The 23,992-nt window shown below is 60.3% G+C and carries 27 protein-coding genes; 7 read left to right on the plus strand and 20 right to left on the minus strand.

Translation table 11 applies throughout. From position 1 onward, the window contains the following. Positions 1-12: 12 nt before the first annotated feature. On the plus strand, positions 13-342 hold the full coding sequence (locus tag J9893_RS05240; RefSeq protein WP_210549495.1) for an isoamylase early set domain-containing protein: 330 nt from the start codon (positions 13-15) through the stop codon (positions 340-342). 103 nt (positions 343-445) lie between these two features. Here the strand turns inward: J9893_RS05240 and rplS are convergent, their stop codons facing one another. The 5 genes from rplS to ffh all read right to left on the minus strand — a co-directional run bounded on the left by rplS (position 446) and on the right by ffh (position 3,963). Then, entirely contained in the window at positions 446-793 is a 348-nt protein-coding gene (gene rplS, locus J9893_RS05245; protein WP_005313505.1) for a 50S ribosomal protein L19, read from the minus strand. A gap of 32 nt (positions 794-825) precedes the next feature. Then, the gene (gene trmD, locus J9893_RS05250; RefSeq protein WP_010673086.1) at positions 826-1,575 is read right to left on the minus strand and encodes a tRNA (guanosine(37)-N1)-methyltransferase TrmD; all 750 of its coding nucleotides are present in this window, start codon (positions 1,573-1,575) and stop codon (positions 826-828) included. Between the two features lie 34 nt (positions 1,576-1,609). Next, positions 1,610-2,131, minus strand: coding sequence for a ribosome maturation factor RimM (gene rimM / locus J9893_RS05255; RefSeq protein ID WP_039039979.1), 522 nt, complete (start codon positions 2,129-2,131; stop codon positions 1,610-1,612). Positions 2,132-2,155: 24 nt separating this feature from the next. Then, positions 2,156-2,404, minus strand: coding sequence for a 30S ribosomal protein S16 (rpsP, locus tag J9893_RS05260; protein WP_010673084.1), 249 nt, complete (start codon positions 2,402-2,404; stop codon positions 2,156-2,158). Positions 2,405-2,583: 179 nt separating this feature from the next. Beyond that, positions 2,584-3,963 (minus strand): signal recognition particle protein, encoded by a 1,380-nt coding sequence (gene ffh, locus J9893_RS05265; protein ID WP_010673083.1) that lies wholly within the window; start codon positions 3,961-3,963, stop codon positions 2,584-2,586. A gap of 285 nt (positions 3,964-4,248) precedes the next feature. On the opposite strand from ffh, the gene ccsA reads away from it, so the two are divergent. Both ccsA and J9893_RS05275 read left to right on the plus strand, forming a co-directional pair. Further along, entirely contained in the window at positions 4,249-5,040 is a 792-nt protein-coding gene (ccsA, locus tag J9893_RS05270; protein ID WP_039040017.1) for a cytochrome c biogenesis protein CcsA, read from the plus strand. A gap of 39 nt (positions 5,041-5,079) precedes the next feature. Continuing rightward, entirely contained in the window at positions 5,080-6,360 is a 1,281-nt protein-coding gene (locus J9893_RS05275) for a CNNM domain-containing protein (RefSeq protein ID WP_010673081.1), read from the plus strand. A 30-nt stretch (positions 6,361-6,390) separates the two neighbouring features. Here the strand turns inward: J9893_RS05275 and J9893_RS05280 are convergent, their stop codons facing one another. Then, positions 6,391-6,858 (minus strand): Rrf2 family transcriptional regulator, encoded by a 468-nt coding sequence (locus J9893_RS05280; protein WP_039039978.1) that lies wholly within the window; start codon positions 6,856-6,858, stop codon positions 6,391-6,393. 111 nt (positions 6,859-6,969) lie between these two features. Here J9893_RS05280 and hmpA point away from each other — a divergent pair, with 111 nt between their 5' ends. After that, positions 6,970-8,163, plus strand: a complete 1,194-nt coding sequence (gene hmpA, locus J9893_RS05285) for an NO-inducible flavohemoprotein (RefSeq protein WP_210600299.1) — start codon at positions 6,970-6,972, stop codon at positions 8,161-8,163. A gap of 82 nt (positions 8,164-8,245) precedes the next feature. Here hmpA and J9893_RS05290 read toward each other — a convergent pair whose 3' ends face one another. The 6 genes from J9893_RS05290 to J9893_RS05315 all read right to left on the minus strand — a co-directional run bounded on the left by J9893_RS05290 (position 8,246) and on the right by J9893_RS05315 (position 13,232). After that, the gene (locus J9893_RS05290) at positions 8,246-8,836 is read right to left on the minus strand and encodes a sel1 repeat family protein (protein WP_210600337.1); all 591 of its coding nucleotides are present in this window, start codon (positions 8,834-8,836) and stop codon (positions 8,246-8,248) included. A gap of 396 nt (positions 8,837-9,232) precedes the next feature. Further along, complete coding sequence (gene mdh / locus J9893_RS05295; RefSeq protein WP_010673076.1) at positions 9,233-10,168, minus strand: malate dehydrogenase; 936 nt, start codon at positions 10,166-10,168, stop codon at positions 9,233-9,235. Between the two features lie 242 nt (positions 10,169-10,410). After that, entirely contained in the window at positions 10,411-11,073 is a 663-nt protein-coding gene (gene artM, locus J9893_RS05300; protein ID WP_010673075.1) for an arginine ABC transporter permease ArtM, read from the minus strand. Positions 11,074-11,075: 2 nt separating this feature from the next. Continuing rightward, entirely contained in the window at positions 11,076-11,726 is a 651-nt protein-coding gene (gene artQ, locus J9893_RS05305; protein WP_125117090.1) for an arginine ABC transporter permease ArtQ, read from the minus strand. Positions 11,727-11,729: 3 nt separating this feature from the next. Continuing rightward, complete coding sequence (locus J9893_RS05310) at positions 11,730-12,467, minus strand: arginine ABC transporter substrate-binding protein (protein ID WP_010673073.1); 738 nt, start codon at positions 12,465-12,467, stop codon at positions 11,730-11,732. 24 nt (positions 12,468-12,491) lie between these two features. Continuing rightward, positions 12,492-13,232, minus strand: coding sequence for an ATP-binding cassette domain-containing protein (locus J9893_RS05315; RefSeq protein WP_041214472.1), 741 nt, complete (start codon positions 13,230-13,232; stop codon positions 12,492-12,494). A gap of 200 nt (positions 13,233-13,432) precedes the next feature. On the opposite strand from J9893_RS05315, the gene argR reads away from it, so the two are divergent. Beyond that, positions 13,433-13,903, plus strand: a complete 471-nt coding sequence (argR, locus tag J9893_RS05320) for a transcriptional regulator ArgR (protein ID WP_005308670.1) — start codon at positions 13,433-13,435, stop codon at positions 13,901-13,903. Positions 13,904-13,983: 80 nt separating this feature from the next. On the opposite strand, the gene J9893_RS05325 is transcribed toward argR, so the two are convergent. The 5 genes from J9893_RS05325 to glnK form a co-directional block, all read right to left on the minus strand. Beyond that, positions 13,984-14,889 carry a Dyp-type peroxidase gene (locus J9893_RS05325; protein WP_128343422.1) on the minus strand — a complete coding sequence of 302 codons (906 nt, stop codon included), beginning with the start codon at positions 14,887-14,889 and terminating at the stop codon, positions 13,984-13,986. Between the two features lie 89 nt (positions 14,890-14,978). Further along, on the minus strand, positions 14,979-16,013 hold the full coding sequence (locus J9893_RS05330; protein WP_128343420.1) for an ABC transporter ATP-binding protein: 1,035 nt from the start codon (positions 16,011-16,013) through the stop codon (positions 14,979-14,981). Between the two features lie 40 nt (positions 16,014-16,053). Continuing rightward, on the minus strand, positions 16,054-17,679 hold the full coding sequence (locus J9893_RS05335) for an iron ABC transporter permease (protein WP_210600297.1): 1,626 nt from the start codon (positions 17,677-17,679) through the stop codon (positions 16,054-16,056). A gap of 39 nt (positions 17,680-17,718) precedes the next feature. Then, positions 17,719-18,726 carry a Fe(3+) ABC transporter substrate-binding protein gene (locus J9893_RS05340; RefSeq protein ID WP_039039971.1) on the minus strand — a complete coding sequence of 336 codons (1,008 nt, stop codon included), beginning with the start codon at positions 18,724-18,726 and terminating at the stop codon, positions 17,719-17,721. Between the two features lie 228 nt (positions 18,727-18,954). Continuing rightward, a complete protein-coding gene (glnK, locus tag J9893_RS05345; RefSeq protein ID WP_005332325.1) occupies positions 18,955-19,293 on the minus strand; it encodes a P-II family nitrogen regulator in 339 nt (112 codons plus the stop codon). Between the two features lie 201 nt (positions 19,294-19,494). Here glnK and arfB point away from each other — a divergent pair, with 201 nt between their 5' ends. Then, a complete protein-coding gene (gene arfB / locus J9893_RS05350) occupies positions 19,495-19,911 on the plus strand; it encodes an alternative ribosome rescue aminoacyl-tRNA hydrolase ArfB (RefSeq protein WP_010673067.1) in 417 nt (138 codons plus the stop codon). Positions 19,912-19,937: 26 nt separating this feature from the next. After that, entirely contained in the window at positions 19,938-20,432 is a 495-nt protein-coding gene (locus J9893_RS05355; protein ID WP_124813111.1) for a methylated-DNA--[protein]-cysteine S-methyltransferase, read from the plus strand. A gap of 599 nt (positions 20,433-21,031) precedes the next feature. Here the strand turns inward: J9893_RS05355 and J9893_RS05360 are convergent. The 3 genes from J9893_RS05360 to J9893_RS05370 form a co-directional block, all read right to left on the minus strand. Beyond that, on the minus strand, positions 21,032-22,228 hold the full coding sequence (locus J9893_RS05360; protein WP_041214468.1) for a NupC/NupG family nucleoside CNT transporter: 1,197 nt from the start codon (positions 22,226-22,228) through the stop codon (positions 21,032-21,034). Between the two features lie 182 nt (positions 22,229-22,410). Then, positions 22,411-23,346 carry a LysR family transcriptional regulator gene (locus J9893_RS05365; protein ID WP_210600336.1) on the minus strand — a complete coding sequence of 312 codons (936 nt, stop codon included), beginning with the start codon at positions 23,344-23,346 and terminating at the stop codon, positions 22,411-22,413. A gap of 82 nt (positions 23,347-23,428) precedes the next feature. Beyond that, positions 23,429-23,965: a glutathione peroxidase gene (locus J9893_RS05370; RefSeq protein WP_010673063.1), complete on the minus strand. Its 537-nt coding sequence runs from the start codon at positions 23,963-23,965 to the stop codon at positions 23,429-23,431. Positions 23,966-23,992 lie beyond the last annotated feature (27 nt).

Raw genomic sequence — 23,992 nt, forward strand, 5'->3', positions numbered from 1 at the left:
CAAGGAGTCAACATGCCGATCAACAAGCAATTTCTGAAATCGCGTCCCGAGGTCAAGGTGACCTTCGCCGTGGAAAAGGAGGCCGCAGGCGAGGCCGAACAGGTACTGCTGCTGGGTGAATTCAGCCAGTGGCAGCCCATAGAACTGAAAAGAATGAAGAGCGGGGAGTTCAAGGCGACACTCAACCTGCCCACCGATGGTCCCAGCCATTTCGAATACTGCTATCAGCTGGTGCAACCGAACGGGGAGACCCTCTACGACAACGATTGGGAAGCGGATGACTATGTGCCCGGCCCCTTCGGAAGGGACAACTCTGTGGTGCGGGTCAGCCAGCCAGGTTGAGCTGGAACACCCGAAAGCGGATACAAAAAAGGCTCGCCATTGGCGAGCCTTTTCACTACCTGTCGAGCTTTTCGCCGACATACCGACACCAATTCGAATCGAATTAGTTGAGCTTCTCTTTGATACGAGCAGCTTTGCCGGACAGGTTGCGCAGGTAGTACAGTTTGGCGCGGCGAACATCACCACGACGCTTCAGTTCTACACTGTGGATCAGCGGAGAGTGAGTCTGGAATACGCGCTCAACACCTTCGCCGTTGGAGATCTTGCGAACGGTGAAAGCAGAGTGCAGACCGCGGTTACGCTTGGCAATCACGATGCCTTCGAAAGCCTGCAGACGCTCTTTACCACCTTCTTTAACACGAACTTGAACACGTACGGTGTCGCCCTGGGCAAAAGCCGGGATGTCGGTACGCAGTTGCTCTTGTTCAAGCTGCTGAATAATCTTGCTCATTGTCTTTCCTTACCTAGGATAAACTGAAAACTCTACTTAACGCTGTCACGCACTTCGCGGACATACTCGGCAAGAAGTGATTCTTGCTCGTCAGTCAGAGCTAGGTTGTTAATAAGTTCCGGCCTTCTCTGCCAGGTTCGTCCGAGCGATTGCTTGAGTCGCCAGCGCCGAATCACTTCGTGATTGCCGCTTGTCAGCGCCTCGGGCACCGTCAGCCCATCCAACACCTCCGGCCGAGTATAGTGGGGATGATCCAGCAGCCCATCCGTGAAGGAGTCCTGCTCGGCACTGGCCTGATCACCCAAGACCCCCGGGACCAGACGCGAAACCGCATCGATCAGGGTCATGGCAGGCAACTCGCCACCACTTAACACGTAATCCCCGATAGACCACTCTTCGTCGACTTCGGTTTGTATCACGCGCTCATCGATACCTTCGTATCGACCGGCGACCAGAATCAGTTTCTGATTCGTCGCCAACTCGGTCACGCCCGCTTGAGTCAGCTTGCGTCCCTGAGGAGAGAGATAGATGACTTTCGCCCCGTCTCCCGCCGCTTGCTTGGCTGCATGAATGGCATCACGCAGCGGCTGAACCATCATCAACATGCCGGGCCCACCACCATAAGGACGATCATCGACCGTACGGTGTTTGTCGTGGGTGAAGTCCCGAGGGTTCCAGCACTCAATCTGCAGCAGGCCACTCTTGACGGCCCGACCCGTTACCCCGTGCTCGGTAATGGCTCGGAACATTTCCGGGAAGAGGCTAATGACCCCAATCCACATAAGAAACCTCCGGCACCCGTGTTAGCGCGGGAAACTAGAAACCAGGATCCCAATCAACTTCGATTGTTCGAGCAGTCAGATCAATATTCTTGATCACCTGCTCTTCCAGGAACGGTATCAACCGCTCCTTTGCACCAAAGGCATCTTTTACATTGGCCTCAACCACCAACACATCGTTGGAGCCGGTTTCCATCAATTCGGTCACCTTGCCCAGGTCGTATCCCTTGGTGGTTACCACGGTGCAACCAATGAGGTCACGCCAGTAGAACTCCCCTTCGGGCAACGCAGGCAACAGATCGGCGGGGACGCCAATCTCGACGTTGGTCAATGCCAGGGCATCCTCACGCACATCGATACCATCGAGTTTGCAGATCAGACCCTTGTTGTGACGCTTCCAGGATGACACCCGGATTTCACGCCACGCCCCGTTCTGATTGATCAGCCAGGGGTTGTAATCGAAAATCGCTTCGGCAACATCGGTGAAGGAGTTCACTTTAAGCCAGCCCTTGATCCCGTAAACGGTCCCCAGGGTGCCCAGAACTACAGGTTTTTCCACCTTAACTCCCTACCGTTTGGCTGATTAAGCAGCTTTGGCAGCGTCTTTGATCAGCTTGGCAACGCGGTCAGAAACAGCGGCACCAGTAGCAACCCAATGCTCGATACGAGCCAGGTCCAGGTTCAGCTTTTCAGCGTTACCAGCAGCAACCGGGTTGAAGAAACCGACGCGCTCGATGAAACGACCGTCACGGGCGTTACGGCTGTCAGCAACTACTACCTGGTAGAACGGACGCTTTTTCGCGCCACCACGTTGTAAACGAATGGTTACCATATCGTCCTCATAAACATCTAATGAACAAGGCCTGCAAATACGCAGACCCTAGCTTAAAATAAGCCGCGTAATTCTACTTGGATTCGTAATAATTGCAACCAAGCCAGCTATTTTTTGCGCAGGGATTGGCATGAAAAAGGCTCACCAAGGTGAGCCTTTCTGCCTGACCAACAGGAAAATCAGAACGGACCGCGACCGCCACCACCGAATCCGGGGGGCAGCATGTTCTTCATCTGGCCCATCATCTTGCGCATGCCGCCCTTGCCGGACATCTTCTTCATCATGCGCTGCATCTCGGTGAACTGCTTGAGCAGCTTGTTCACGTCCTGGACCTGCATGCCGGAGCCCGCAGCGATGCGGCGCTTGCGGGAGCCCTTGATGAGATCGGGATGGGCACGCTCTTTCGGCGTCATGGAGCTGATGATGGCCTCCATCCGCACGGTGAGCTTGTCATCCATCTGATCCTTGATGTTGTCCGGCAGGCCGGACATGCCGGGCAGCTTGTCGAGCATCCCCATCATGCCACCCATGTTGCGCATCTGGGCCAGCTGCTCACGGAAGTCTTCCAGATCGAAGCCCTTGCCACTCTTGACCTTGCTGGCCAGCTTGGCCGCCTTCTCTTTATCGACGTTGCGCTCCACCTCTTCGATGAGAGAGAGCACATCCCCCATGCCGAGGATGCGGGAGGCGAGACGATCCGGATGGAACGGCTCCAGCGCGTCGGTCTTCTCGCCCATACCGATGAACTTGACCGGTTTGCCGGTGATGTGACGCACCGACAGTGCGGCACCACCGCGGGCATCACCGTCTGCCTTGGTAAGGATCACACCGGTGAGCGGCAGCGCCTCGTTGAAGGCCTTGGCGGTATTGGCGGCATCCTGGCCTGTCATGGCATCCACCACGAACAGGGTTTCGACCGGCTTGATGGTGGCGTGCAGATCCTGGATCTCCGCCATCATTTCGCCATCGACGTGCAGACGACCGGCAGTATCGACGATCACCACGTCATAGAACTTCTTGCGCGCCTGATCGATGGCGGCAGTGGCAATGGCGATCGGTTTCTGGCTGGCATCACTCGGGAAGAAGTCGACACCGATGTCGCCCGCAAGGGTCTCAAGCTGCTTGATCGCCGCCGGACGGTAGACGTCCGCACTGACCACCAGCACCTTCTTCTTGCTGCGCTCCTTGAGCAGTTTGGCCAATTTGCCGACCGTAGTGGTCTTACCGGCCCCCTGAAGACCTGCCATCAGGATGATGGCCGGCGGCTGGGCAGCCAGGTTGAGCTGTTCGTTGGCCTCCCCCATCACGGTGACCAGTTCGCCATGGACGATCTTGATGAAGGCCTGGCCCGGACTCAGGGATTTGGCCACTTCCTGGCCCACGGCACGTTCCTTGACGCGCGCCACGAAATCGCGCACCACCGGCAGGGCGACGTCCGCCTCGAGCAACGCCATGCGGACTTCGCGCAGGGTATCCTTGATGTTCTCTTCGGTCAGGCGGCCGCGGCCGCTGACATTGCGCAGGGTGCGCGAGAGTCGTTCAGTCAAATTCTCAAACATGACGCTTTCCGGTTCTTGGCGTGACACTGGGGGCATTATACCCCGGTCAGCACTCTAGGGACGATTACTCGCCGCTTGCCGCGGCGGCCTGCCATCGAACGGGCAGGTCAACAAATGGAGGGCAGTATACCCCAGTCAACGCCGGAGGACGATTATTCGCCGCACGGTGACCATCAACGCCTACTTATATGTGGGCAGTTAGCCTCTGGCACAACTGGCGAGCATATCTTGTGCAAGGTATACTGCCCCTCTTATCCATAAAGCTTGTTTGACAACGACCTGGTTATGATCGTGATCTCTGTTCTGGCCCTGGCGTTTTACCTGCTGGCCATCATCGCCTCACTGCACCTGCTGCTCAGCGCCAAGCCCGTCGGGCAAGTGTCGCTGTTCGCCTGTGTCGGCCTGGCCCTGACCGCCCATGGCATGGCGGTGGGCAGCGAAGTGCTGGCCACCCATTCCGGCCAGAATCTCAGCATGTTGAACGTGGCGTCCCTGGTCAGCCTTATCATCAGTTGCTTCATGACCTGCGTCACCCGACGCTTCAACGGCTGGATCCTGCTGCCCGTCGTCTACAGTTTTTCAGCCCTGCTGCTGGCGGCCAGCGCGCTCATTCCCGGCCGCTACATCACCCATCTGGAAGCGCACCCCCAGTTGCTGCTGCACATAGGCCTCGCGCTGATGGCCTATTCGGTACTGATGATCGCCTGCTTGTTTGCCCTCCAGCTTGCCTGCCTGGACAGACAACTGAAATCCAGAAAGATCAGCCACCTGCCAGCCATGCCACCCCTGATGACGGTGGAGAAGCGCCTGTTTCAGCTCATTTCCGCAGGTCTGCTGCTGCTGACCCTCTCCATCGCATCCGGCCTGTTCTTCCTGGAAGACATGTTTGCCCAGGGCAAGTCCCACAAGGCCATCCTCTCTATCCTGGCCTGGTGCGTCTACGCTCTGCTGCTCTGGGGTCACCATACCCGTGGCTGGCGCGGCCGCAAGGTCATCATGCTGAGCCTCATCGGCAGCTTCATCCTGACACTGGCCTATTTTGGCAGCCGTTTCGTCAAGGAAGTGCTGCTTAGCTGACACACGAACATTCCCCAACCATCCTTACAGGAGCCCTTCTTGGACAGTATCTCAACGAGTACATTGCTGATTGTTCTCGTTATCTTGATCCTTTTGTCAGCCTTCTTCTCCAGTTCCGAAACCGGTCTGATGTCGCTCAACCGCTACAAGCTGCGGCATCTGGCCCAGACCAAGCACAAGGCTGCCCGCCGGGTCGAGAAGCTGCTGGCCAGGCCGGACCGCCTGCTTGGCCTCATTCTCATCGGCAACAATCTGGTCAACATCCTGGCCTCCGCCATCGCGACCATCGTCTGCATCCGGCTTTTCGGGGATCTCGGCGTCGCCATTGCCACCTTCGGGCTGACCCTGGTGGTACTGGTATTCGGGGAAGTCACCCCCAAGACACTGGCGGCCATGTTCCCCGAGCGGATAGCCTACCCTGCCTCCTGGATCCTCAAGGGGCTGATGGTGCCGTTCGCCCCCCTTGTCTGGCTCATCAACAGCATCACGAACCTGCTGCTGAAACTCTTGCGTCTCGAGCACAACAAGGATGATTCCCTCAATTCCGAAGAGCTGCGCACCATCGTCAACGAGGCGGGCAATCTCATTCCCAAGCACCACCAGGAGATGCTGATAAGCATTCTGGATCTCGACAAGATGACGGTGGAGAACATCATGGTCCCGCGCAGCGAGATCTCCGCCATCGACATCAATGACGACTGGAAGATCATACTGCGCCAGCTGGCCCACTGCGCCCACACCAAGATCCTGCTCTATCGCGACAACATCGATGACGTCGTCGGCTTCCTGCACTCACGGGACGCCCTGAGACTGGTCGCCCGGGATCAGTTCAGCAAGTCCAGCCTGCTGCGGGAAGTCGACCCCATCTATTTCATCCCCCAGGGGACCCCCCTCAACGTGCAGTTGGCCAAGTTCCAGCGCAACAAGGAGCGAATTGGCCTTATCGTCGACGAATATGGCGATATTCAGGGGCTGATCACCCTGGACGACATCCTGGAAGAGATTGTCGGTGACTTCACCACCTCCATGACACCGACCCCGAGTGACGAGATCCATCCCCAGCCGGACGGCTCCTTCCTGGTTGAAGGCTCCGCCAGCATCCGCGAGCTGAACAAGGAGATGGACTGGCACCTGCCCATGGACGGCCCACGGACCCTCAATGGCGCCATCCTGGAGTACCTTGAGGAGATCCCCCAACCCAACATCAGTGTCAGGCTGGCGGGCTACCCTATCGAGATTCTCGAAGTGGAGAACAACATGGTGAAGATGGCGAGGATCATGCCGCACCTGTACCGGGACGATTCAGGGTACGAGGATTGAAAAAAGGCTGCCGATGGCAGCCTTTTTGTTTCACTCGCTCTCGTCATCCGGCTCCAGCACCAGAGTGGGGATGAGCTCACCGAACACCTGCTGCAACTCGTCACGGTTTGCCAGCAAATCCTGCAGCGTATAGCCATCCATCACCGCGAGGAAGGCGTTCATCGCCTCCTTCAAGGCACTCTTGAGCAGACAGACGGAGACGATATGGCAGACCGGGGAGCTGCAGTCGATCCCGTCCAGATTGCCTTCCAATGCCCGGATCACTTGCCCGATATTGATCTCGTCGGGGGAGCGCGCCATGCGGATGCCACCATTCTTGCCGCGTTGTGACTGCAGATAGCCCAGTTTCACCAACTGGTTCACCACCTTCACCATGTGGTTGCGGGATACGTCGTACAAGGCGGATACCTTGGCCACGCTCGACAGTTCCCCCTCCGGCAGGGTGGCCAGATAGAGCAGGGCTCTCAATCCAAAATCGGTATAGCTCGTTAGTCTCATAGTGCCTGTAGCGCCTAGCGCGAAGAATTGATGATTGATCCAGATCAATTAAACATTTAGGATGCAACTTAATAAGTGACATTCCAGATGTTCAATTAGAAAGGACCTCCTATGTTAGACCAAGCCACCATCGCCGTCATCAAGAGCACCATTCCTTTGCTCGAATCGGCGGGCCCTGACCTCACACGGCACTTTTATCAGCGCATGTTCAGCCACAATCCCGAGTTGAAGGATGTCTTCAACCTGGCTCACCAGCGTAGCGGGGGACAACCCTTGGCACTGTTCAGTGCGGTGGCGGCCTATGCCAGGAACATCGACAATCTGGGGGCCCTGGCCGGAGCCGTTGAACGCATCGCCCACAAACACACGGGTTTCCTGATCCAGCCGGAACAATATCACATTGTGGGTAGTCATCTCTTGGCCACGCTCAAAGAAATGGGTGGCAACGCTGTCACGGAGGAGGTCCTTACCGCCTGGGGCAAGGCGTACGGTGTGCTGGCCGACATCTTTATCGGCCGGGAGAGCGAGCTCTATCGGGAAAAGGCAAGCCAGGACGGTGGTTGGCAGGGAACCCGCCCTTTCATCATCAAGGAGAAGCGTCAGGAGAGTGAACTCATCACCTCTTTCGTCCTGGCCCCCCTCGATGGCAACCCCGTGTTGCGTTTCAAACCGGGGCAATATCTCAGTATCAAGCTGGTTCATCCCGCCCTCGAGCATCAGGAGATCCGCCAGTACTCCCTCTCGGACGCCCCCAATGGCCGCGACTACCGCATCAGCGTCAAGCGCGAACTCAGGGGTCAGGCCTCCAACCTGTTGCATGATCATCTTCACATCGGTGACACGGTCGACATCATGCCGCCGGCCGGCGACTTCTTCCTGCAAGAGGTGACAGACACGCCCGTGGTGCTGATCTCCGCCGGGGTCGGCCTCACCCCCATGCTGAGCATGCTCAACCACTTGCTGGCCGAGGGCCCGGATATGGATATTCGCTGGCTTCATGCCTGCGAACACGGCGCCCACCACGCGTTCAGGGACGAGATCCGGGCAAAGAGCAGGCACCACGGGAAACTGGAGAGCCGGGTCTGGTATCGGGAGCCGGGGGAGCAGGATGTCAAAGGAGAGGATTACGACTTCAGCGGCACTCTGGCACTGGAGCAGGTCACCGACCTCATTCCGGCCGACGCCCACTACTATTTCTGCGGCCCTGTCCCGTTCATGAAGGCAGTCAAAGCTCAGTTGGAGAATGTGGGCGTGCCTGCCGAGCGGATGCACTACGAGGTCTTCGGCCCCCATCAGGACCTCTGATCTCTCCCCTGACCGGGAAAATGCACAAGGCCCACAAGCACAGCTTCGTGGGCCTTGTAATATCAAAGCGGGCTACCAGCACTCAGTGCATCGCCTTGGCACGGGCGATGGCATTGGCGGGCATCCGGTTGCCGAGCCGGCTGAGCAGGCTCGCCGCCTTCTGGTGCATGGCCTTGTCGCCGATGACGGCGCCGTGCAGCCAGTGATACGCCTCCTCATAATCCAGGGGACTCCCCATGCCCTGCAGCAACATCTCCACCCACTCCATCTGTGCCCGCAAGAAGCCGAGGCTCGCGGCTTCCCGCATCAGGGTCTCGGCCCGCACCAGATCCTTCTGGACCAGGATCCCCTTCCAGTAATAGCGGCCAAGCTGTTCCAGCGCCGGCGCCAGCCCCTGGTTGGCGGCCTCCCACATGTACTGCACCCCGATCTGGGCGTCCGGCTTGGTGCAAACTCCCCAGGCCAGCATGTCTCCCCAGAGGAACTGATAGGCAGGGATCTTCATCACCGAGGCCCGCGCCTCGATATCCTGGGTGAGCTGGCACCTGTCCTGCTTCACCCGGGCCAGATGGCGCCCCTGCTCTATCCAGTTGAGCAGTTCGTCCTGGCGATAGAGCGGCACGGCCTGCAACTCTCCCGCAGCAGCGGGTGCCTGCGTCGTCGCCCTGGGCAGCGGCGCAGCTGCCGGTGCGGACGGTACAGGTGCGGATGCGGATGGCGCCTGGGCTGGAACTGCTGACACAGGGAGGGATGGCGTGGCGACAGAAGAGGCTGGCGTCAGGGCTGGCTGGGCCGATGATGAGGCCGGTGACAAGGATGCAGACGCCGCGGATGGCGGCGCGGCTGCAGCCGCCACCGCCTGGGTGGGCGCGGCGGCCGAGGTGGACTCCGCCCCCTGCAAGGGTAAGCTGCACACACCGATAATGGCGATGAGGGTTCTTGGTTTTATCATAGGGATCTCCTGCTGCCTTCTGTTATCGGCAGCCAGGGCCATCTCCTTAGCCCGCCACACCCAGCCCCGAAAATGACAAAGGGGAGCCTGGGCTCCCCTTGCGGTCGACGTAGAGACTTACTTGACGAAGTCGACGCCCAGCTGGATGTCGGCCTTCAGGGTGGCCAGCATGCTGTCCATCGCTTCCTGCTCGAAGGCGCTCAGCTTGCCGTAGTCCAGCACGGTTTCGACACCGTTCTTGCCGAGCAGCACCGGCTGCGCGAAGAAGGTGGCGTGCTCACCGTTGCCTTCCACATAGGCACACTCGATGACGTTGGCTTCCCCTTGCAGACCCTTGATGAGCGACAGACCGAAACGGCAGGCTGCCTGACCCATGGAGAGAGTGGCGGAACCGCCACCGGCCTTGGCTTCCACCACTTCGGTACCGGCATTCTGAATGCGCTTGGTCATGGCAGCCACTTCCTCAGCGGTGAAGCTGGCGCCTTCAACCTGGGAGAGCAGCGGCAGAATGGTCACGCCACTGTGACCGCCGATGACGTTGACACGTACCTTGTCAACGTTCAGGCCCTTGGCTTCGGCCACGAAGGTCTCGCCACGGATCACATCCAGGGTGGTCACGCCGAACAGGCGACGCTTGTCATAGACACCGGCTTTCTTCAGCACTTCGGCGGCGATGGCGACCGTGGTGTTGACCGGGTTGGTGATGATGCCGATCAGTGCTTTCGGGCAAGAAGCGGCACACTTCTCCACCAGATTCTTGACGATACCGGCGTTGATGTTGAACAGGTCGGAACGGTCCATGCCGGGCTTGCGCGCCACGCCGGCAGAGATCAGCACGACATCGGCGCCGACCAGAGCCGGGCTCGGATCTTCACCGCAGAAACCTTTTACTTTCACGTCAGTCGGGATGTGGCTCAGGTCCGCCGCCACGCCCGGAGTGACCGGGGCAATGTCATACAGGCTCAGTTCGGAACCGGCAGGCAGGCGGTTTTTCAACAGCAGAGCGAGGGCTTGGCCGATGCCACCGGCGGCACCCAGAACGGCAACTTTCATGATCAACTCCATGTCTAAGCGTAGGTTTAAGGTTGTTTCTAGTTGGGTTAACGCTGATTCTTATTGTGCGCCTCACCTTAAAGGATCCCCTCCTAAAAAACAATCTGATAACAGTTGTAATCACAGGTTCTGTGAGCCAGGGAACAAGCGGCGATGAAAGCGGAGAGGAATATGCGATAAATGGGAGGAAAGACACAGATTTCCTGTGCCCTCCTCACCATTAAGAGGTAAATGTGACTGCTTCAGGACTGGAAAGCCAGTGCCCGACGCTCACACCAGCGGAAACCAATTGTTAACAATCCATTCATGGTCAGATAGAGCGCTCCGGCCACGGTGAACACCGCCAGAGTGTCATAGGTCTGGGCATTGAGACGCTGGGCCAGCCCCATGATGTCCATGATGGTAATGGTGCTCGCGAGCGAACTCCCCTTGAGCACCAGGATCACCTCGTTGGAATAGGCGGGGACCAGCCGACGGGCGGCATGGCGGGTCTTCATCCACAGGGTCTGTCCGGCGGAGAAGCCGAGCGCACGGCAGGCCTCCACCTCACCGGCGGGGATGGCGTCGAGCGCCCCCTTGAACAACCGGGTGGAGTAGGCTGCGGTATTGAAACCGAGCGCCAGCACGGCGCAGAACCAGGGTTGCTTGAGCAGCGGCCAGAGCGGCCCCGCCTTGAGCCATTCAAACTGGCCAGGCCCGTAGTAAATGAGAAAGATCTGGATGAGCAGCGGCGTACCGGTAAAGACCAGTACCCAGAGCTGCACCAGCTGGGTCGCCACCGGAATGCGACGCTCCAGCACCCAGGTCATGCCGGCCGCCATCAGCACGCCCAGCAACAAGCTGAACGCGGTGAGCTGCAGGGTGATCGCCAGCCCTCCCAGCAGGGTCATCAGGTAATCCTGCATGGTCAGCCTCCGTAACGGCGGGTATAGCGGGACGCCTGCTTCAAGCCGAATTCACTCACCAGACTGATGGCCAGATAGATGAGGGCGGCAGCGGCGTACCAGGTGAAGGGTTGATAGGTGCTGGCCGAAGCCATCTGTGCCTGACGCATCATCTCGTTCACCCCGATGAGAGAGACCAGAGCGGTGTCTTTCAACAGCACCAGCCACTGGTTGCCGAGCCCGGGCAGGGCGTGACGCCAGGCCTGGGGCAGCACGATGCGAAAGAAGGTGTGCCCCTTGCCGAGGCCCAGCGCCTGCGCCGCCAGCCGCTGCCCCGTGGGCACCGCATTGAGGGCGGCACGCAGGGTCTGGGTGGCGTAGCTCGCAAACAGCAGGGAGAGCGCCAGCACACCGCAGGCGAACGGGCTGAACTCCACATACTCCCCGGTGATGAGGAACAGCACCTGGGTCGAGCCGAAGTAGATGAAGAGCACCACCAGCAACTCGGGCAGACCACGGATCAAGGTGGTCAGGGTGGCCACGGGCCACACCAACGCACGCTGCTTGCTCAACTCAGCCGCACTGAATGCCAGTGCCAGCACCATGCCACCGACCAGGGATGCCAGGGCCAGCCCGAGGGTCATCCAGGCTGCATCCAACAACAAGCTCAACATGGCTTACTGCGCGAAGTACTTGTCATAGATCTTCTGATAGGTGCCGTTGGCCTTGATCTCGGCCAGCCCCTTGTTCAGCTGGGTCAGCAGTTCCTGGTTGCCCTTGGCCACCGCGATGCCAAAACCGGTACCGAAGTACTTGGCGTCGGTCACCGGGGTACCCACCACGGCGTATTCCTTGTGCTGCTTGAGCCAGTCGGCGGCCACCGCCGTATCGGCAAACACGCCGTCAGTGCGGCCATTCATCATGTCGAGGAAGGCGCTCTGGTAGCTGGCGTAGGGCACGGTCAGCAGACCCTTGCTCACCCAGTTGTCCACCAGATAGGACTGGTGAGAAGTGCCGTTCTGCACGCCGACTGTCTTGTCCACCAGATCGTCCGGCCCCTTGAAGGTCTCTTTCTTGGCGACGAACACCGCGGAGTTCTCGTAATAGATGTCGGAGAAGTCGACCTGGGCAGCCCGCTCCGGGGTCACGTCCATGGCGGCGATGACGGCGTCATAGCGACGGAACTTGAGGCTGGGGATCAGGCTGTCGAAGGCCTGGTTGTGGAAGCTGCACTCCAGCTTGGCCTGCTCGCAGACCGCGCGGGCCAGATCGATGTCAAACCCCTGGAACTCGTTCTTGTCATCCAGGTATTCGAACGGCGCATAGGTTGCCTCGGTGGCGAACTTGATCTCTTTGGCCAGCACAGAAGTGCTCAGCAGACCCATGGCGGCGATCAGCAACAGACTCTTTTTCATGACAGCTTCCTTATCGACTCAATATCAATGCATCAAGAATTCGGCAAACCGGCTGGTTTGCGGGGACTGGAAGATGGCGGCGGTGCCGGATTCGATGATCCGCCCCTTCTCCAGATAGATCACCTGACTGGCCACCTTGCGGGCGAACTCCACTTCGTGGGTCACCACCACCTGGGTGATGCCGGTCTGGCTCAGGGTGCGGATGATCTCCGCCACCTCTTTGGTAATTTCGGGATCCAGGGCAGCCGTCGGTTCGTCAAACAGCAGCACCTGGGGATCCATCATCAGGGTCCGGGCAATGGCGACCCGCTGCTGCTGGCCACCGGAAAGCCGTGCGGGCCAGGCGTCCCGCTTGTCGGCCAGTTGCAGCTGGGCCAGCAGATAGGCCCCTTTCTCGATGGCCGCCTCGCGGCTCATGCCGAGCACCTTGACGGGCGCTTCAATCAGATTCTCCATCACGGTGAGGTGCGGCCACAGATTGTACTGCTGGAACACCATGCCCACCTTGCGGCGCAGCGCCTGTGCCTGACGGTTGAATTCGGCAGTAGAGAGGCTGGACGGGAAAGAAAATTCACTGTCTGCGATGCGCAACACACCGGCATCCGGCGTGTCCAGCAAGTTCATCATGCGCAGCAGAGAGCTCTTGCCTGCCCCGCTCGGGCCCAGCAATACCAAGGTCTCGCCGGGAGCAGTCCGAAAGCTCACCTGCTGCAGTACCGGCACCTTGTGCCAGGATTTTTCGATGCCGATTAATTCGATACCCATACAGCCCAATTGAATAAGTTTTCAAAATTTCGTCCTGATTCTAGCGCCAGCATAAGTTGATGCAAGCTATATTTGAATCAATATGCAGAACAAGCGCCGCTTCCTTGCCAAAACAGGCATATGAATGCAAAATAGCAGCGCTGTTCGTATCTGCCGCCTGAGCGTGACAGGCGGTCACTCCCCTCATTCGTGAGTCCAAGATGAAACATAACGACAAGCAAGAAAAACTGGCCAAGGCCTTTAAAGCCTTGCTGAAAGAGGAGCGTTTCGGCTCCCAGGCAGAGATAGTGACTGCCCTGCAAGAGATGGGCTTCGAGAACATCAACCAATCCAAGGTCTCGCGCATGCTGAGCCGCTTCGGCGCCGTTCGCACTCGCAATGCCAAGATGGAGATGGTCTACTGTCTGCCGGTGGAGCTGGGCGTGCCCACCACCTCCAGCCCCCTCAAGAACCTGGTGCTGGATGTCGACCACAACGGCGCTCTGGTGGTGATCCACACCAGCCCCGGCGCAGCCCAGCTGATCGCCCGCCTGCTTGACTCCCTCGGCAAAGCCGAAGGGATCCTCGGCACCATCGCCGGTGATGACACCATCTTCATCACCCCGACCAGCGATACCGACATCGAGGAGCTCTACCTCTCCGCCCTCGAGCTGTTCGAGCAGACGCCCTGATCCGGTCGCCTTGGGCGATCCGCACAAAAAATCCCGGCCTTGGCCGGGATTTTTTGTTTTGAGCGGTCGGCAGGCCGGGCTTATTTGCCCTCGGCCACCAGAAAATCGATGGAAGGGGCGAAGAAGGCCGCGCCGGTCACCGCCCGGGTGAAGCGCAGCAGGTGGTCGAAGTGACTGCCCTCCCCTTTGTACATGCTGGCCAGCATGGCGTTGAAGTGCAGCGGCGTGCGGCAGCAGGAGATGAAGTAGAGCCCCTGCTCGCTCATGGTGCCCCAGGGCATGCTCTGGCGCAGGATCTCCATGGACTCCCCCTTCGGGGTCTTGAGGTTGACCCGCTTGATGTGGGAAGTGAGCGGCTTGTCGGCGGACTCGTATTCGATGTTGTCGACCTTGGTGCGGCCTATGATGTCTTCCTGCTCCTTCAGGGCCAGCTTCTCCCAGTCGCTCATGGCGTGGACCCAGCGCTGCACGTGGATGTAGGAGCCACCGGCGAACTCGCCGCCGTCCAGCAACGCCACCTCGGCGCGGTGCTCATCCTGCGGGTTCTCGGTGCCGTCGACGAAACCGGTCAGATCCCGGCAATCCTGGTTGCGAAAACCGCGGACTTCCTCGACCAATTCAACAAGCCCGGCCAGCAGGGCCATGACGCGATGACCGGCATGATGCAGCACGTCCACCCGATCAGCACGCAATTGTACGAAGAGATCGAACGGGGTATTGGGGGCCTCCTGACCGTTGGCGGATTGCGCCATGAAACTGCGGAACTGGGGCGGCCGGGCGGCAGGATAGAGATCATCCCAGGCGTCGGCCCCGACGGCGACCAGACCGCTGAAGGCCGCATCGGGGAAGTCGGCGCTCACCGCCTCCCAGAGTGCTGGCAGGCTGGCCAGGCGGGAGGTCAGGGCAGCGGCGTCACCGGTGCGATTGAACATCAGATAGAGGGCGTGCAGATTCGGCTCTGCGCAGATCCCGGCTTGGGCTTTCATGTCTCTCTCCAAGTGCGTTGGCTATGGGCGTGGCGCGATTATAAACCAGCGCGCTTCCAGTTCATTGATTTCACGACAATACCACGCACTCATGGCAAGGGGTCAAACAACACCAGGGCATGAGGCGCCACGGTCACCCGCGCGCTCCCCCCTTCCAGGGGCTCACCGATGCTGGCTTCCAGTTGCTGGCCGCCACACTCCACCAGTACCCGGCAGTGATGGCCCAGGAACTGTTGCTCACGCACCCGGAGCTCACCGTCATCCGCCGCCGTCAGCGCCAGTTGCTGAGGTCTGAGCATGAGCTGCAACCGCTCCCCCACCGCGCGGCCATGGGGCTCCTGACCGCAGATGGTTCCAAGGAGGGTCTGCACGCAGTGGCTGTCCACCACCTCGGCCGCCAGATAATTGACCCCGCCGAGAAACTCCGCCACGAAGCGGTTCCCGGGGCGGCGATAGAGCTGCTCCGGCTCCCCCACTTGCTCGATGCGACCGGCGCGAAACAGGGCCAGCCGATCGGCGAAGGCGAAGGCCTCTTCCTTGCTGTGGCTGACGAAGATGGCGCCAATGCCCTGCTGTTTGAGCAGGGCGCGGATCTCGAGGATCAGCTTCATCCGCACCTGGGTGTCGATGTTGGAGAAGGGCTCGTCCAGCAGCATCAGGCGCGGCTTGCACACCAGGGCGCGGGCGATGGCCACCCGCTGCTGCTGGCCGCCGGAGAGCTGATGGGGATAGCGCTCCCCCAATCCCTGCAGGTTGACCAGCGCCAGCGCCTCTTCCACCTGTTGCTGGCGGCTGCCGCGATCCTGCCCGGTCAGGCCGAAGCCGACGTTCTCGGCCACCGTCAGGTGAGGAAAGAGAGCGTAATCCTGGAAGATCATGCCGATATGGCGGGCCTCCGGCGGCACACTCACGCCGGGGGCATCGAGCAGGGTCTCTCCCAGCCGGATCTCCCCCTGGGCCAAGGGCAGCAGACCGGCCACCGCCTTGAGCAGCGTGGTCTTGCCACAGCCGCTGGCCCCCAGCAGACAGACAATCTCGTTGTCGGCCACCTGCAGGGAGAGCTGCTCCAGCACGGGGCGGCCATTGTAGTGACAGCTGACCTTCTCGATATTCAGGCAGGACAAGGTTCTTTTCCTCTCGCGTAGTGATGCCGGACGGGGCCGCTCAATGGCCTGGACCATCCAGGGTGCGGTTGATCCACAGCAGGGGAATCAGCCCCACCAGCACGATGACGATGGCACCGAGCGCCCCCCGCTCCAGCATCTCGTCCGAGACGAACTGATAGACGTGGGTCGCCAGGGTTTCGAAGTTGAACGGCCGCAGCAGCAGGGCGGCGGGCAGCTCCTTCATGGATTCGATGAACACCAGCATGGCGCCGGCAAAGAGGCCGCGCCGTACCAGCGGCAGGTGAATGCGACGCAGCATGCCGCCCGCCCCCTGCCCCAGAGAGCGGGCCGCCATGTCGAGGCTGGGGGAGATCTTGCTCATGCTGCTCTCCACCGACCCGATGGCGATGGCCACGAAGCGCACCAGATAGCCGAACACGATGGCGGTGAGGGTGCCGGTCAGGAGCAGACCGGGGCCCGGCATCCCGAGCCACTCGGCCAGATCGTTGATGCCAAAATCAAGGGCCGTGAGCGGCACCAGCACGCCGATGGCCAGCACGGTCCCCGGCATGGCATAGCCCATGGCGGCGAGGCGCAGGGGCAGCAGGCTGCGAGTCCCCCCATCGAGGCGACGGAAGAAGCCGAGTAGCAGGGCAATGGCCATGGCCAGCAGGGCGGTCAGGGCCGAGATGGCGAGGCTGTTGCCCGCAAAGCGCACGAATTCGGGCGTCCACGACAGCGCGAAGTAACGCACCCCGTAATCGAGCAGGATGACGAACGGCAGGGCGAACCCCGCCAGCACCAGGCCCCAGCACCAGAGCCCGGCCAGCACGCCCCTCAGGCCCCCGAGGGGGTAACGCAGGGGCTGCTCGAAGCCCATGGACTTCTGGAACACCTGCTGGCGCTGGCGGGAGCGGCGCTCCAGCGCGATGAGCAGCACCACCGCCAGCAGCATCAGACAGGAGAGCTTGGCGGCGGTCGCCAGGCTGCCGTAGCCGAGCCAGGTGTCGTAGATGGCGGTGGTCAGGGTGTTGATGGCAAAGAAGTGGACGGTGGCAAAGTCCGCCAGAGTTTCCATCGCGACCAGAGATGCCCCCACCATGATGGCCGGGCGGGCCAGGGGGAGGCTCAGGCGGCGAAAGCTCTGCCAGGGGGTGCAGCCGAGCAGACGGCTGGAGTGAATGAGGCTGACCGACTGCTCCAGGAAGGAGGCCCGTGCCAGCAGATAGACATAGGGGAAGAGCACCAGCGCCAGCACCCAGGCGGCGCCCCCGAGGGAGCGAATGGCCGGGAACCAGTAGTCGGCAGGTCCCTGCCAGCCAAACAGGGCACGCAGCCCCGCCTGCAGCGGGCCCGAGTAGTCGAGCAGGTCGGTATAGACGTAGGCAACGATATAGGAGGGCATCGCCATGGGCAGCATCAGCGCCCATTGCAGGGCGCGGCGCCCCGGCACCTCGCACATGGCCACCAGCCAGGCGGTGGGCACCCCGAACAGCAGGCTGAGGCAGACCACCCCCAGCACCAGACCGGACGTGCTTCGCAGATAGTCGGGCAGTACGGTATCGGCGAGGTGGGCAAACAGTTCCCCATCAGCCGAGAAGGCGGAGAAGACCAGGGCGAGTACCGGCAAACCCAGCAGCAGGGCGGTGACCCAGCTGCCGGCAATCCATCCAAAATGTTTCATGAGTCCACAGAAGTTGATGGGGCCGTTGGCCCCATCTGATTACAAGTCGAATTTCACTTCATCCAGCAGTTGCAAGGCGTCCTTGCGGTGCTTGGCATAATCGCTGACCGGCATAGGGTCAGACTTGAACGTGCCCCAGGATTTGACCATGGCAGAAGGCTCGACCCCCGCCTTGACCGGGTACTCGGCATTCACATCCGCATACATGTGCTGGGCGGTATCCCCGGAGAGGAACTCCATCAGCTTCTGTGCTGCGTCCTTGTTCTTGGCATACTTGGTCATGGCCACGCCGCTCACGTTGACGTGGGCACCGCGATCACCCTGGTTCGGGAAGTTGATTTCCACCGCGTCGGCCCAGGACTTCTGCGCCGGGTCCTTCAACATGGCACCCAGGTAATAGCTGTTGCCCAGGGAGACATCACAGATGCCGTCCTTGATCGCCTTGACCTGATCACGGTCGTTGCCCTGGGGCTTGCGCGCCAGGTTGGCCTTGACCCCTTCCAGCCAGGTCTTGGTATCCGCCATGCCGTGATGGGCAATCATGGACGAAACCAGCGCCACATTGTACTCGTGCTTGCCGCTACGGGTACAAATTTTTCCTTTGAATTCAGGCTTGACCAGATCTTCGTAGCGGATGGTGTCGAGCTTGCCGAGACGCTCCTTGCTGGAGTAGATGGCACGCACCCGGGTGGTCAGGGCGAACCAGCGGTTGTCCGGATCGCGATAGATGGAGGGGATGTTCTCCTGCAGCGTCTTGCTGTCCACCGGCTGCACCAGGTCCTTGTCCACCAGCTCGGTCAGACGGCTGATGTCCACGGTCAGCATCAGATCGGCCGGAGAGAGCTTGCCTTCCCGTTCCAGACGCTCGTTCAGCCCCTCTTTGGCAAACACCACATTGACCTTGATCCCGGTCTCCTTCTCGAACTGCTGGATGATGGGCTTGATCAGCTCATCCTGACGGTTCGAATAGACGTTTACCTCCTGGGCGGCGAACGCCGACTGGGCGACAAGCGTGGAGAAAGCCAGTGCCAACATCTTCATTTTCATCATCCGTTCCTTGTCTGCGTAAAGAGTGATAACCATTTTCGTTTGCATTCTGCATGAATCGGGAGGAGAGGATCAAGGCGGTTTGCTGGGTTGGAACGATCTATTTAATCAGCGGCCAAACAAAAAGACCGGATGGAATCCCATCCGGTCTTTCGACGACCACCCATTCACACTGTCGGCAGAACCTGCCCGGACCTTTGCCCGACCCGGCCGGGCAAAGGAGCGTACTCAGAGCGCCTCGTCGTCGCTCTCACCAGTACGAATACGCACCGCTTGCAGCAGGTCATAGACGAAAATCTTGCCGTCACCGATCTTGCCGGTATAGGCCGCCTTGCAGATGGCCTCGATCACCCCTTCGACGTTCTCGTCTGCGGTGGCGATCTCCAGCTTCACCTTCGGCAGAAAGTCGACCTGGTACTCGGCCCCCCGGTATAATTCGGTGTGCCCCTTCTGGCGACCAAAACCCTTCACTTCGGAGACGGTCAGGCCTTCCACCCCCAGGTTGGCGATGGCCTCGCGCACGTCGTCCAACTTGAAAGGTTTGATAATCGCAGTAATCAGCTTCATCTGGTTGCTCCCAATCCATGGTATGTCACGAATGGGTCATCAATTCTTGTGCCAAGTATTTTTATCGTTTATTTTCATATAGATAGATATGACACTCTGAGCCAGAAAGGCTCAGGATCACCAAGGAAGCGCATCTCGCCCCATAATGAGGCACCAAGCTGCACCAGACTCCCTTGATGCACCAAATGAGAGCATCACCCCATGTTAGTCATCTCCAACAGCGTGATCATCCCCTGGCATGAATTGCAATTCCAGACCATGCGGGCCCAGGGCAATGGCGGGCAGCACGTCAACAAGACCGACTCCGCCGTCTGGCTGCGCTTCGATTATCGCGACTCCCCCAGCCTGCCGCCGCTCTACAAGGAGGGACTGGAGCGGCTCAGCGACAGCCGGGTTCACGACGGCTTCATCCAGATCAGGGTCGAGACCCATCGCAGCCAGGACATGAATCGCAAGGAGGCCATGAGCCGCCTGACCGAGCTGCTGAAAAAAGCCGCGTGGCGCCCCAAGGCCCGCCACGCCACCAAGCCGACCCGCAGCTCCCAACGCAAGCGGGTCGATGCCAAGAAACGCAAGGGAGAGATCAAATCCACCCGCGGCAAGCCCGTGCTGGAGTGACCTGCCACAACCCCGAGGACAAGAGAATGCAGTACAGCTTTTGTGAATGTGCCAAGGGGCCCCTGCTCATCGCCATCGATGGGGCCGGGCTGCGCCACGTGGAATTCATGCAAGGGGAGCGTCCCGTCCTGCCGCAACCGGAGTGGCAGCGGGATGATGCCGCCCTGGCCCCCTTCGTCGAGCAGTTTGCCGCCTACTTTGCCGGCCGACTGCGGCGCTTCGATCTCCCCCTGGCCGCCACGGGCACACCATTCCAGCAGGCCGTATGGCGGGCGTTGTGCGACATTCCCTACGGCGAGACCGTCAGCTACCTCCAGATTGCAGAGGCCATCGGCAACCCCAGGGCCGTGCGGGCGGTGGGCGCCGCCAACGGCCGCAATCCCCTCAGCATCATAGTGCCCTGCCACAGGGTCATAGGGCGCAGCGGTGAACTGACCGGCTACGGGGGAGGCATCCCCATCAAGCGCTGGTTGCTGGCACTGGAGCAGGAAACCGCAGACCACTTCGCGCTGACCCCATGAAAGGGCGCGCCTCCTGTCAAATGCGGGTTGCGGGTGCAGGCACCACAGACCACAGGCCACCCGCGCGGATCCTCTGACGAGCGGCATCTCCATCACATACGAGTTGCTGGTCCCAATAGCAGACCGCGTTGCACTGCTCATGACGGGCAACACCCCAATCACATGCTGGTTGCTTGCCATCTTGCAGCATGGTTACGTGATGCGTTGAGCAGGCATCGGGATAATATTCCGACGGAACCGCCCCATGGCAGGAGCATGCCCACCGCCCCGATTCATCTTTCCTTTGAGCTGCACAACAAAATAAATCACTGATTATTTATTTTATTTCAGCATCAATCATTTAAAAATCACATTACAGCAGCATTTTGAAAATGAACACAGTATGAAGAATCGCCTCAGAAGCGCTTCAGAGAGTATCAGGCATCATGGCTTCACACTTGGATGGGACGGCTCATCCCTCATTCAGGTGGCACCCATGTGACGCTTCCAATCTGTCTTTTCCCCGCGCCTCCCCAGAGGCGCTTTTTTTGCCTGCAAGCGGGTGCAAAAAAGCCCGCCGAAGCGGGCAATGACCGGAAGGTGCTGACTTCCAGGGTCTATCAGAGGGCGAGGAACAAGCCTGCCAGGGAGGCGCTCATCAGGTTTGCCAGCACCCCCGCCAGGATGGCGCGCATGCCGTAGCGGGCGATGAAGGACTTGCGCTCCGGCACCATGGCCCCCAGGCCGCCGATGAGGATCGCCATGGAAGAGATGTTGGCGAAACCGCACAGGGCGAAGGTGACGATGGCCTTGCTCGACTCGTTCAGGGTCTGATCCTGCACCAAGGCAATGAAGGCGACGAACTCGTTGATGACGATCTTGGTGCCGATCAGGGCACCGGCCGCCTGGGCCTGATCCCAGGGGACGCCGATGAGCCAGGAGACGGGGGCAAACAGCCAGCCCAGGATGATCTGGAAGCTCAGCTCCAGCCCCACCAGGTCGCCGGCCCAGCCCAGCAGGCCGTTGAGCAGGGCGATCACGCCGACGAAGGCCAGCAGGGTCGCCCCCACGGCGACGGCGATGTTGAGACCCGCCATGGCACCATCGGCGGCCGCTTCAATGACGTTGGTGGCGCGGGGGATCTCCACGTCTTCGTGGTGATCTTCCTCTTGCGCGGCGGGCGGCACCAGGATCTTGGCCATGGCAAGCCCGGCAGGGGCGGACATGAAGGCCGCCGCAATCAGGTATTTCAGCTCGACCCCGATGCTGGCGTAGCCCACCAGGGTGCCGCCGGCTACCGAGGCCAGCCCGCAGCTCATCACCGCAAAGAACTGGGAATCGGACATCCTGGAGAGATAGGGTTTGACCACCAGCGGCGCTTCCACCATGCCGACGAAGATGTTGGCGGTGGCAGAGAGGCTCTCGGCGCGGCCGGTGCCCAGCAATTTCTGCAGGCCGCCGCCGAGCAGGGCGATCACTTTGGGCATCAGGCCGATGTGATAGAGGATGGCGATCAGCGCGGAGAAGAAGATGATCACCGGCAGCACGTTGAAGGCGAAAATGAAGCCCAGCTTGAACTTGGCCAGATCCCCGAACAGGAAGGCAATCCCCTCCTGGCCGTAGCCGATTACGCTGCTGACGCTCTCGCTGACACCGTTCAAGACCTGCTGACCGGCGGGCAGCCAGAGCACCAGGGCGGCGAAGAGCACTTGCAGGCAGAGGGCAAAGCCCACTGTTCGCAACGGGATACGACGACGATTATCAGAGCAGAGTGCGGCCAGGGCCAGGATGCTCAGGATACCAAGCAGGGCAATCATGGGGATTCCATCCAGTGAGGCTGAAGATGGGCGCGGATTCTGCTCCCCTCCCCTCACCGCCGCAACCCTGCCGGGTTACAACCCTGTTAGCAAAAACGTTTGCACGATATCGGTTGCGCCAACTGACTGATTTGACACAACTTTGAAACCGCACTCACGCCAGTGTTCTTGTATGGAAACGATTATTCCTCGGTGCCGGACAATTTCCCCCCGAGCCAGGGTGCGAGTCGCTGCGCCCAGTAGGGCCCGGGTCCGAAGCTCTCCTTGAGGAAGTCGATGAACAACCGGATCTTGGGATCCAGATGCTCTCGCCTGGCATAGACGGCGTGCACCGCCATCTTCTGGTTCGGTTGCCACTGGGGCAGCAGAGGGATGAGCTGACCAGATTGCAGCTCCTTGTCCAGCAGGTAGTTGGCCACATAGGCGATGCCGAGCCCGGCCAGGGCGGCGTCACGCACCGCTTCCGCCAGATCCACCCGATAGTTGCCCGCCACCTGCACCGTCTGGCGCTCCTTGCCCTGGCGAAATGACCACTCGTGGTAGCGCCGCTCCCGGCTCTGGTAGGTGATGCAATTGTGATGGCCCAGATCCCTGGGGTGCAGTGGTGTGCCGTGACTCAGCAGATAATCCGGCGAGGCCACCAGCACGAAACCGATGTCTGCCAGTCGCTGCCCTACCAGGGACTCGGGTTTGTCCTCGTAGGTGGTGATCCAGAGATCCAGCCCCTCATCCACCAGATTGGTGCGGTGATCGAACAGGGACACCTCCAGCTCCAGATCCGGATAACGTGCCTGAAACGCCTTGAGGCGCGGGATCACGTGCAACCGCCCGAAGGATTGACCAACCCCCAGATGGAGCACGCCGCTCACCTTGCCACGGCGCTCCGCCACCATGGATTCCGCCTCCAGTGCCACCGCTACCAGAGCGCGGCAGTGGCGGGCATACTCCTGACCCAGTTCGGTGAGCCCGAAACGGCGGGTAGTGCGCTGTACCAGCTGGGCGCCGAGCGCGGTTTCCAGCAGGGCGAGCTGCTTGCTGATGTGGGATTTGGAGACCCCGAGGCGGCGCGCAGCCGCCGAGATGCCCTGTTCACGAACCAGGGCATCGAAGATCACCATTTGGGGAAGACGTTGCAGCACGGTGTCACCGGAGTGGATGGCGGGGCTGCATTATTCCAGAGTGGCCCGCCATGGGGTAGGGTCAGTGCCCCAGGGCATCGATGATCTGCTGTTTGAGAGGATCATCCGACGGATTCTGGTTGGCGCCATAGCTCGCAATCAGCTTGCCGTCCCGCCCGACCAGGTACTTGTGGAAGTTCCAGTTGGGCGCATCACCGTCGGCAGCCGCGGCCAGCCCCTTGAACAGCGGCACTGCATCCGAACCCCGCACCGCCACCCGGTTGAACATGGGGAAGGTCACCCCGTAGTCCCGGCGGCACACCTCGGCGGTTTTGTTCTCGTTGCCCGCCTCCTGCCAGAAATCGTTGGAGGGGAAGCCCAACACCATCAGTCCCTTCTCCTTGTAGCCCTGATAGAGGGCTTCCAGATCCCGGAACTGACCGCTGTAACCACAGTAGGAGGCGGTGTTGACCACCAGCACCACCTTGCCTTCGGTCAACTGGCAGAGGTTGTGGCGCTGGGTGCTGTTGAGCTCCCGCATCTCCACGTTGAAGTAATCGGGGCAGGCGGCAGAGACCGCGCCCGAGCCGAGCATCAGCAGCAGGGTGAACCATTTCATCGACGTGACTCCCATTGTTTTGTCCAT

This window comes from Aeromonas sp. MaB10011B (assembly GCF_017939325.1).
GTDB lineage: Bacteria > Pseudomonadota > Gammaproteobacteria > Enterobacterales > Aeromonadaceae > Aeromonas > Aeromonas caviae.

Bases quoted from the DNA above. Each gene is read 5' to 3' on its own strand.
- rplS (WP_005313505.1), bottom strand. From the start codon at position 793: ATGAGCAAGATTATTCAGCAGCTTGAACAAGAGCAACTGCGTACCGAC.
- J9893_RS05335 (WP_210600297.1), bottom strand. From the start codon at position 17,679: ATGAAACATTTTGGATGGATTGCCGGCAGCTGGGTCACCGCCCTGCTG.
- J9893_RS05340 (WP_039039971.1), bottom strand. From the start codon at position 18,726: ATGAAAATGAAGATGTTGGCACTGGCTTTCTCCACGCTTGTCGCCCAG.
- J9893_RS05355 (WP_124813111.1), top strand. From the start codon at position 19,938: ATGCAGTACAGCTTTTGTGAATGTGCCAAGGGGCCCCTGCTCATCGCC.
- J9893_RS05280 (WP_039039978.1), bottom strand. From the start codon at position 6,858: ATGAGACTAACGAGCTATACCGATTTTGGATTGAGAGCCCTGCTCTAT.
- argR (WP_005308670.1), top strand. From the start codon at position 13,433: ATGAAACATAACGACAAGCAAGAAAAACTGGCCAAGGCCTTTAAAGCC.
- J9893_RS05310 (WP_010673073.1), bottom strand. From the start codon at position 12,467: ATGAAAAAGAGTCTGTTGCTGATCGCCGCCATGGGTCTGCTGAGCACT.
- J9893_RS05365 (WP_210600336.1), bottom strand. From the start codon at position 23,346: ATGGTGATCTTCGATGCCCTGGTTCGTGAACAGGGCATCTCGGCGGCT.
- artQ (WP_125117090.1), bottom strand. From the start codon at position 11,726: ATGTTGAGCTTGTTGTTGGATGCAGCCTGGATGACCCTCGGGCTGGCC.
- J9893_RS05315 (WP_041214472.1), bottom strand. From the start codon at position 13,232: ATGGGTATCGAATTAATCGGCATCGAAAAATCCTGGCACAAGGTGCCG.
- mdh (WP_010673076.1), bottom strand. From the start codon at position 10,168: ATGAAAGTTGCCGTTCTGGGTGCCGCCGGTGGCATCGGCCAAGCCCTC.
- artM (WP_010673075.1), bottom strand. From the start codon at position 11,073: ATGCAGGATTACCTGATGACCCTGCTGGGAGGGCTGGCGATCACCCTG.
- trmD (WP_010673086.1), bottom strand. From the start codon at position 1,575: ATGTGGATTGGGGTCATTAGCCTCTTCCCGGAAATGTTCCGAGCCATT.
- J9893_RS05325 (WP_128343422.1), bottom strand. From the start codon at position 14,889: ATGAAAGCCCAAGCCGGGATCTGCGCAGAGCCGAATCTGCACGCCCTC.
- rpsP (WP_010673084.1), bottom strand. From the start codon at position 2,404: ATGGTAACCATTCGTTTACAACGTGGTGGCGCGAAAAAGCGTCCGTTC.
- J9893_RS05360 (WP_041214468.1), bottom strand. From the start codon at position 22,228: ATGATTGCCCTGCTTGGTATCCTGAGCATCCTGGCCCTGGCCGCACTC.
- J9893_RS05240 (WP_210549495.1), top strand. From the start codon at position 13: ATGCCGATCAACAAGCAATTTCTGAAATCGCGTCCCGAGGTCAAGGTG.
- ccsA (WP_039040017.1), top strand. From the start codon at position 4,249: ATGATCGTGATCTCTGTTCTGGCCCTGGCGTTTTACCTGCTGGCCATC.
- ffh (WP_010673083.1), bottom strand. From the start codon at position 3,963: ATGTTTGAGAATTTGACTGAACGACTCTCGCGCACCCTGCGCAATGTC.
- glnK (WP_005332325.1), bottom strand. From the start codon at position 19,293: ATGAAGCTGATTACTGCGATTATCAAACCTTTCAAGTTGGACGACGTG.
- arfB (WP_010673067.1), top strand. From the start codon at position 19,495: ATGTTAGTCATCTCCAACAGCGTGATCATCCCCTGGCATGAATTGCAA.
- hmpA (WP_210600299.1), top strand. From the start codon at position 6,970: ATGTTAGACCAAGCCACCATCGCCGTCATCAAGAGCACCATTCCTTTG.
- J9893_RS05370 (WP_010673063.1), bottom strand. From the start codon at position 23,965: ATGAAATGGTTCACCCTGCTGCTGATGCTCGGCTCGGGCGCGGTCTCT.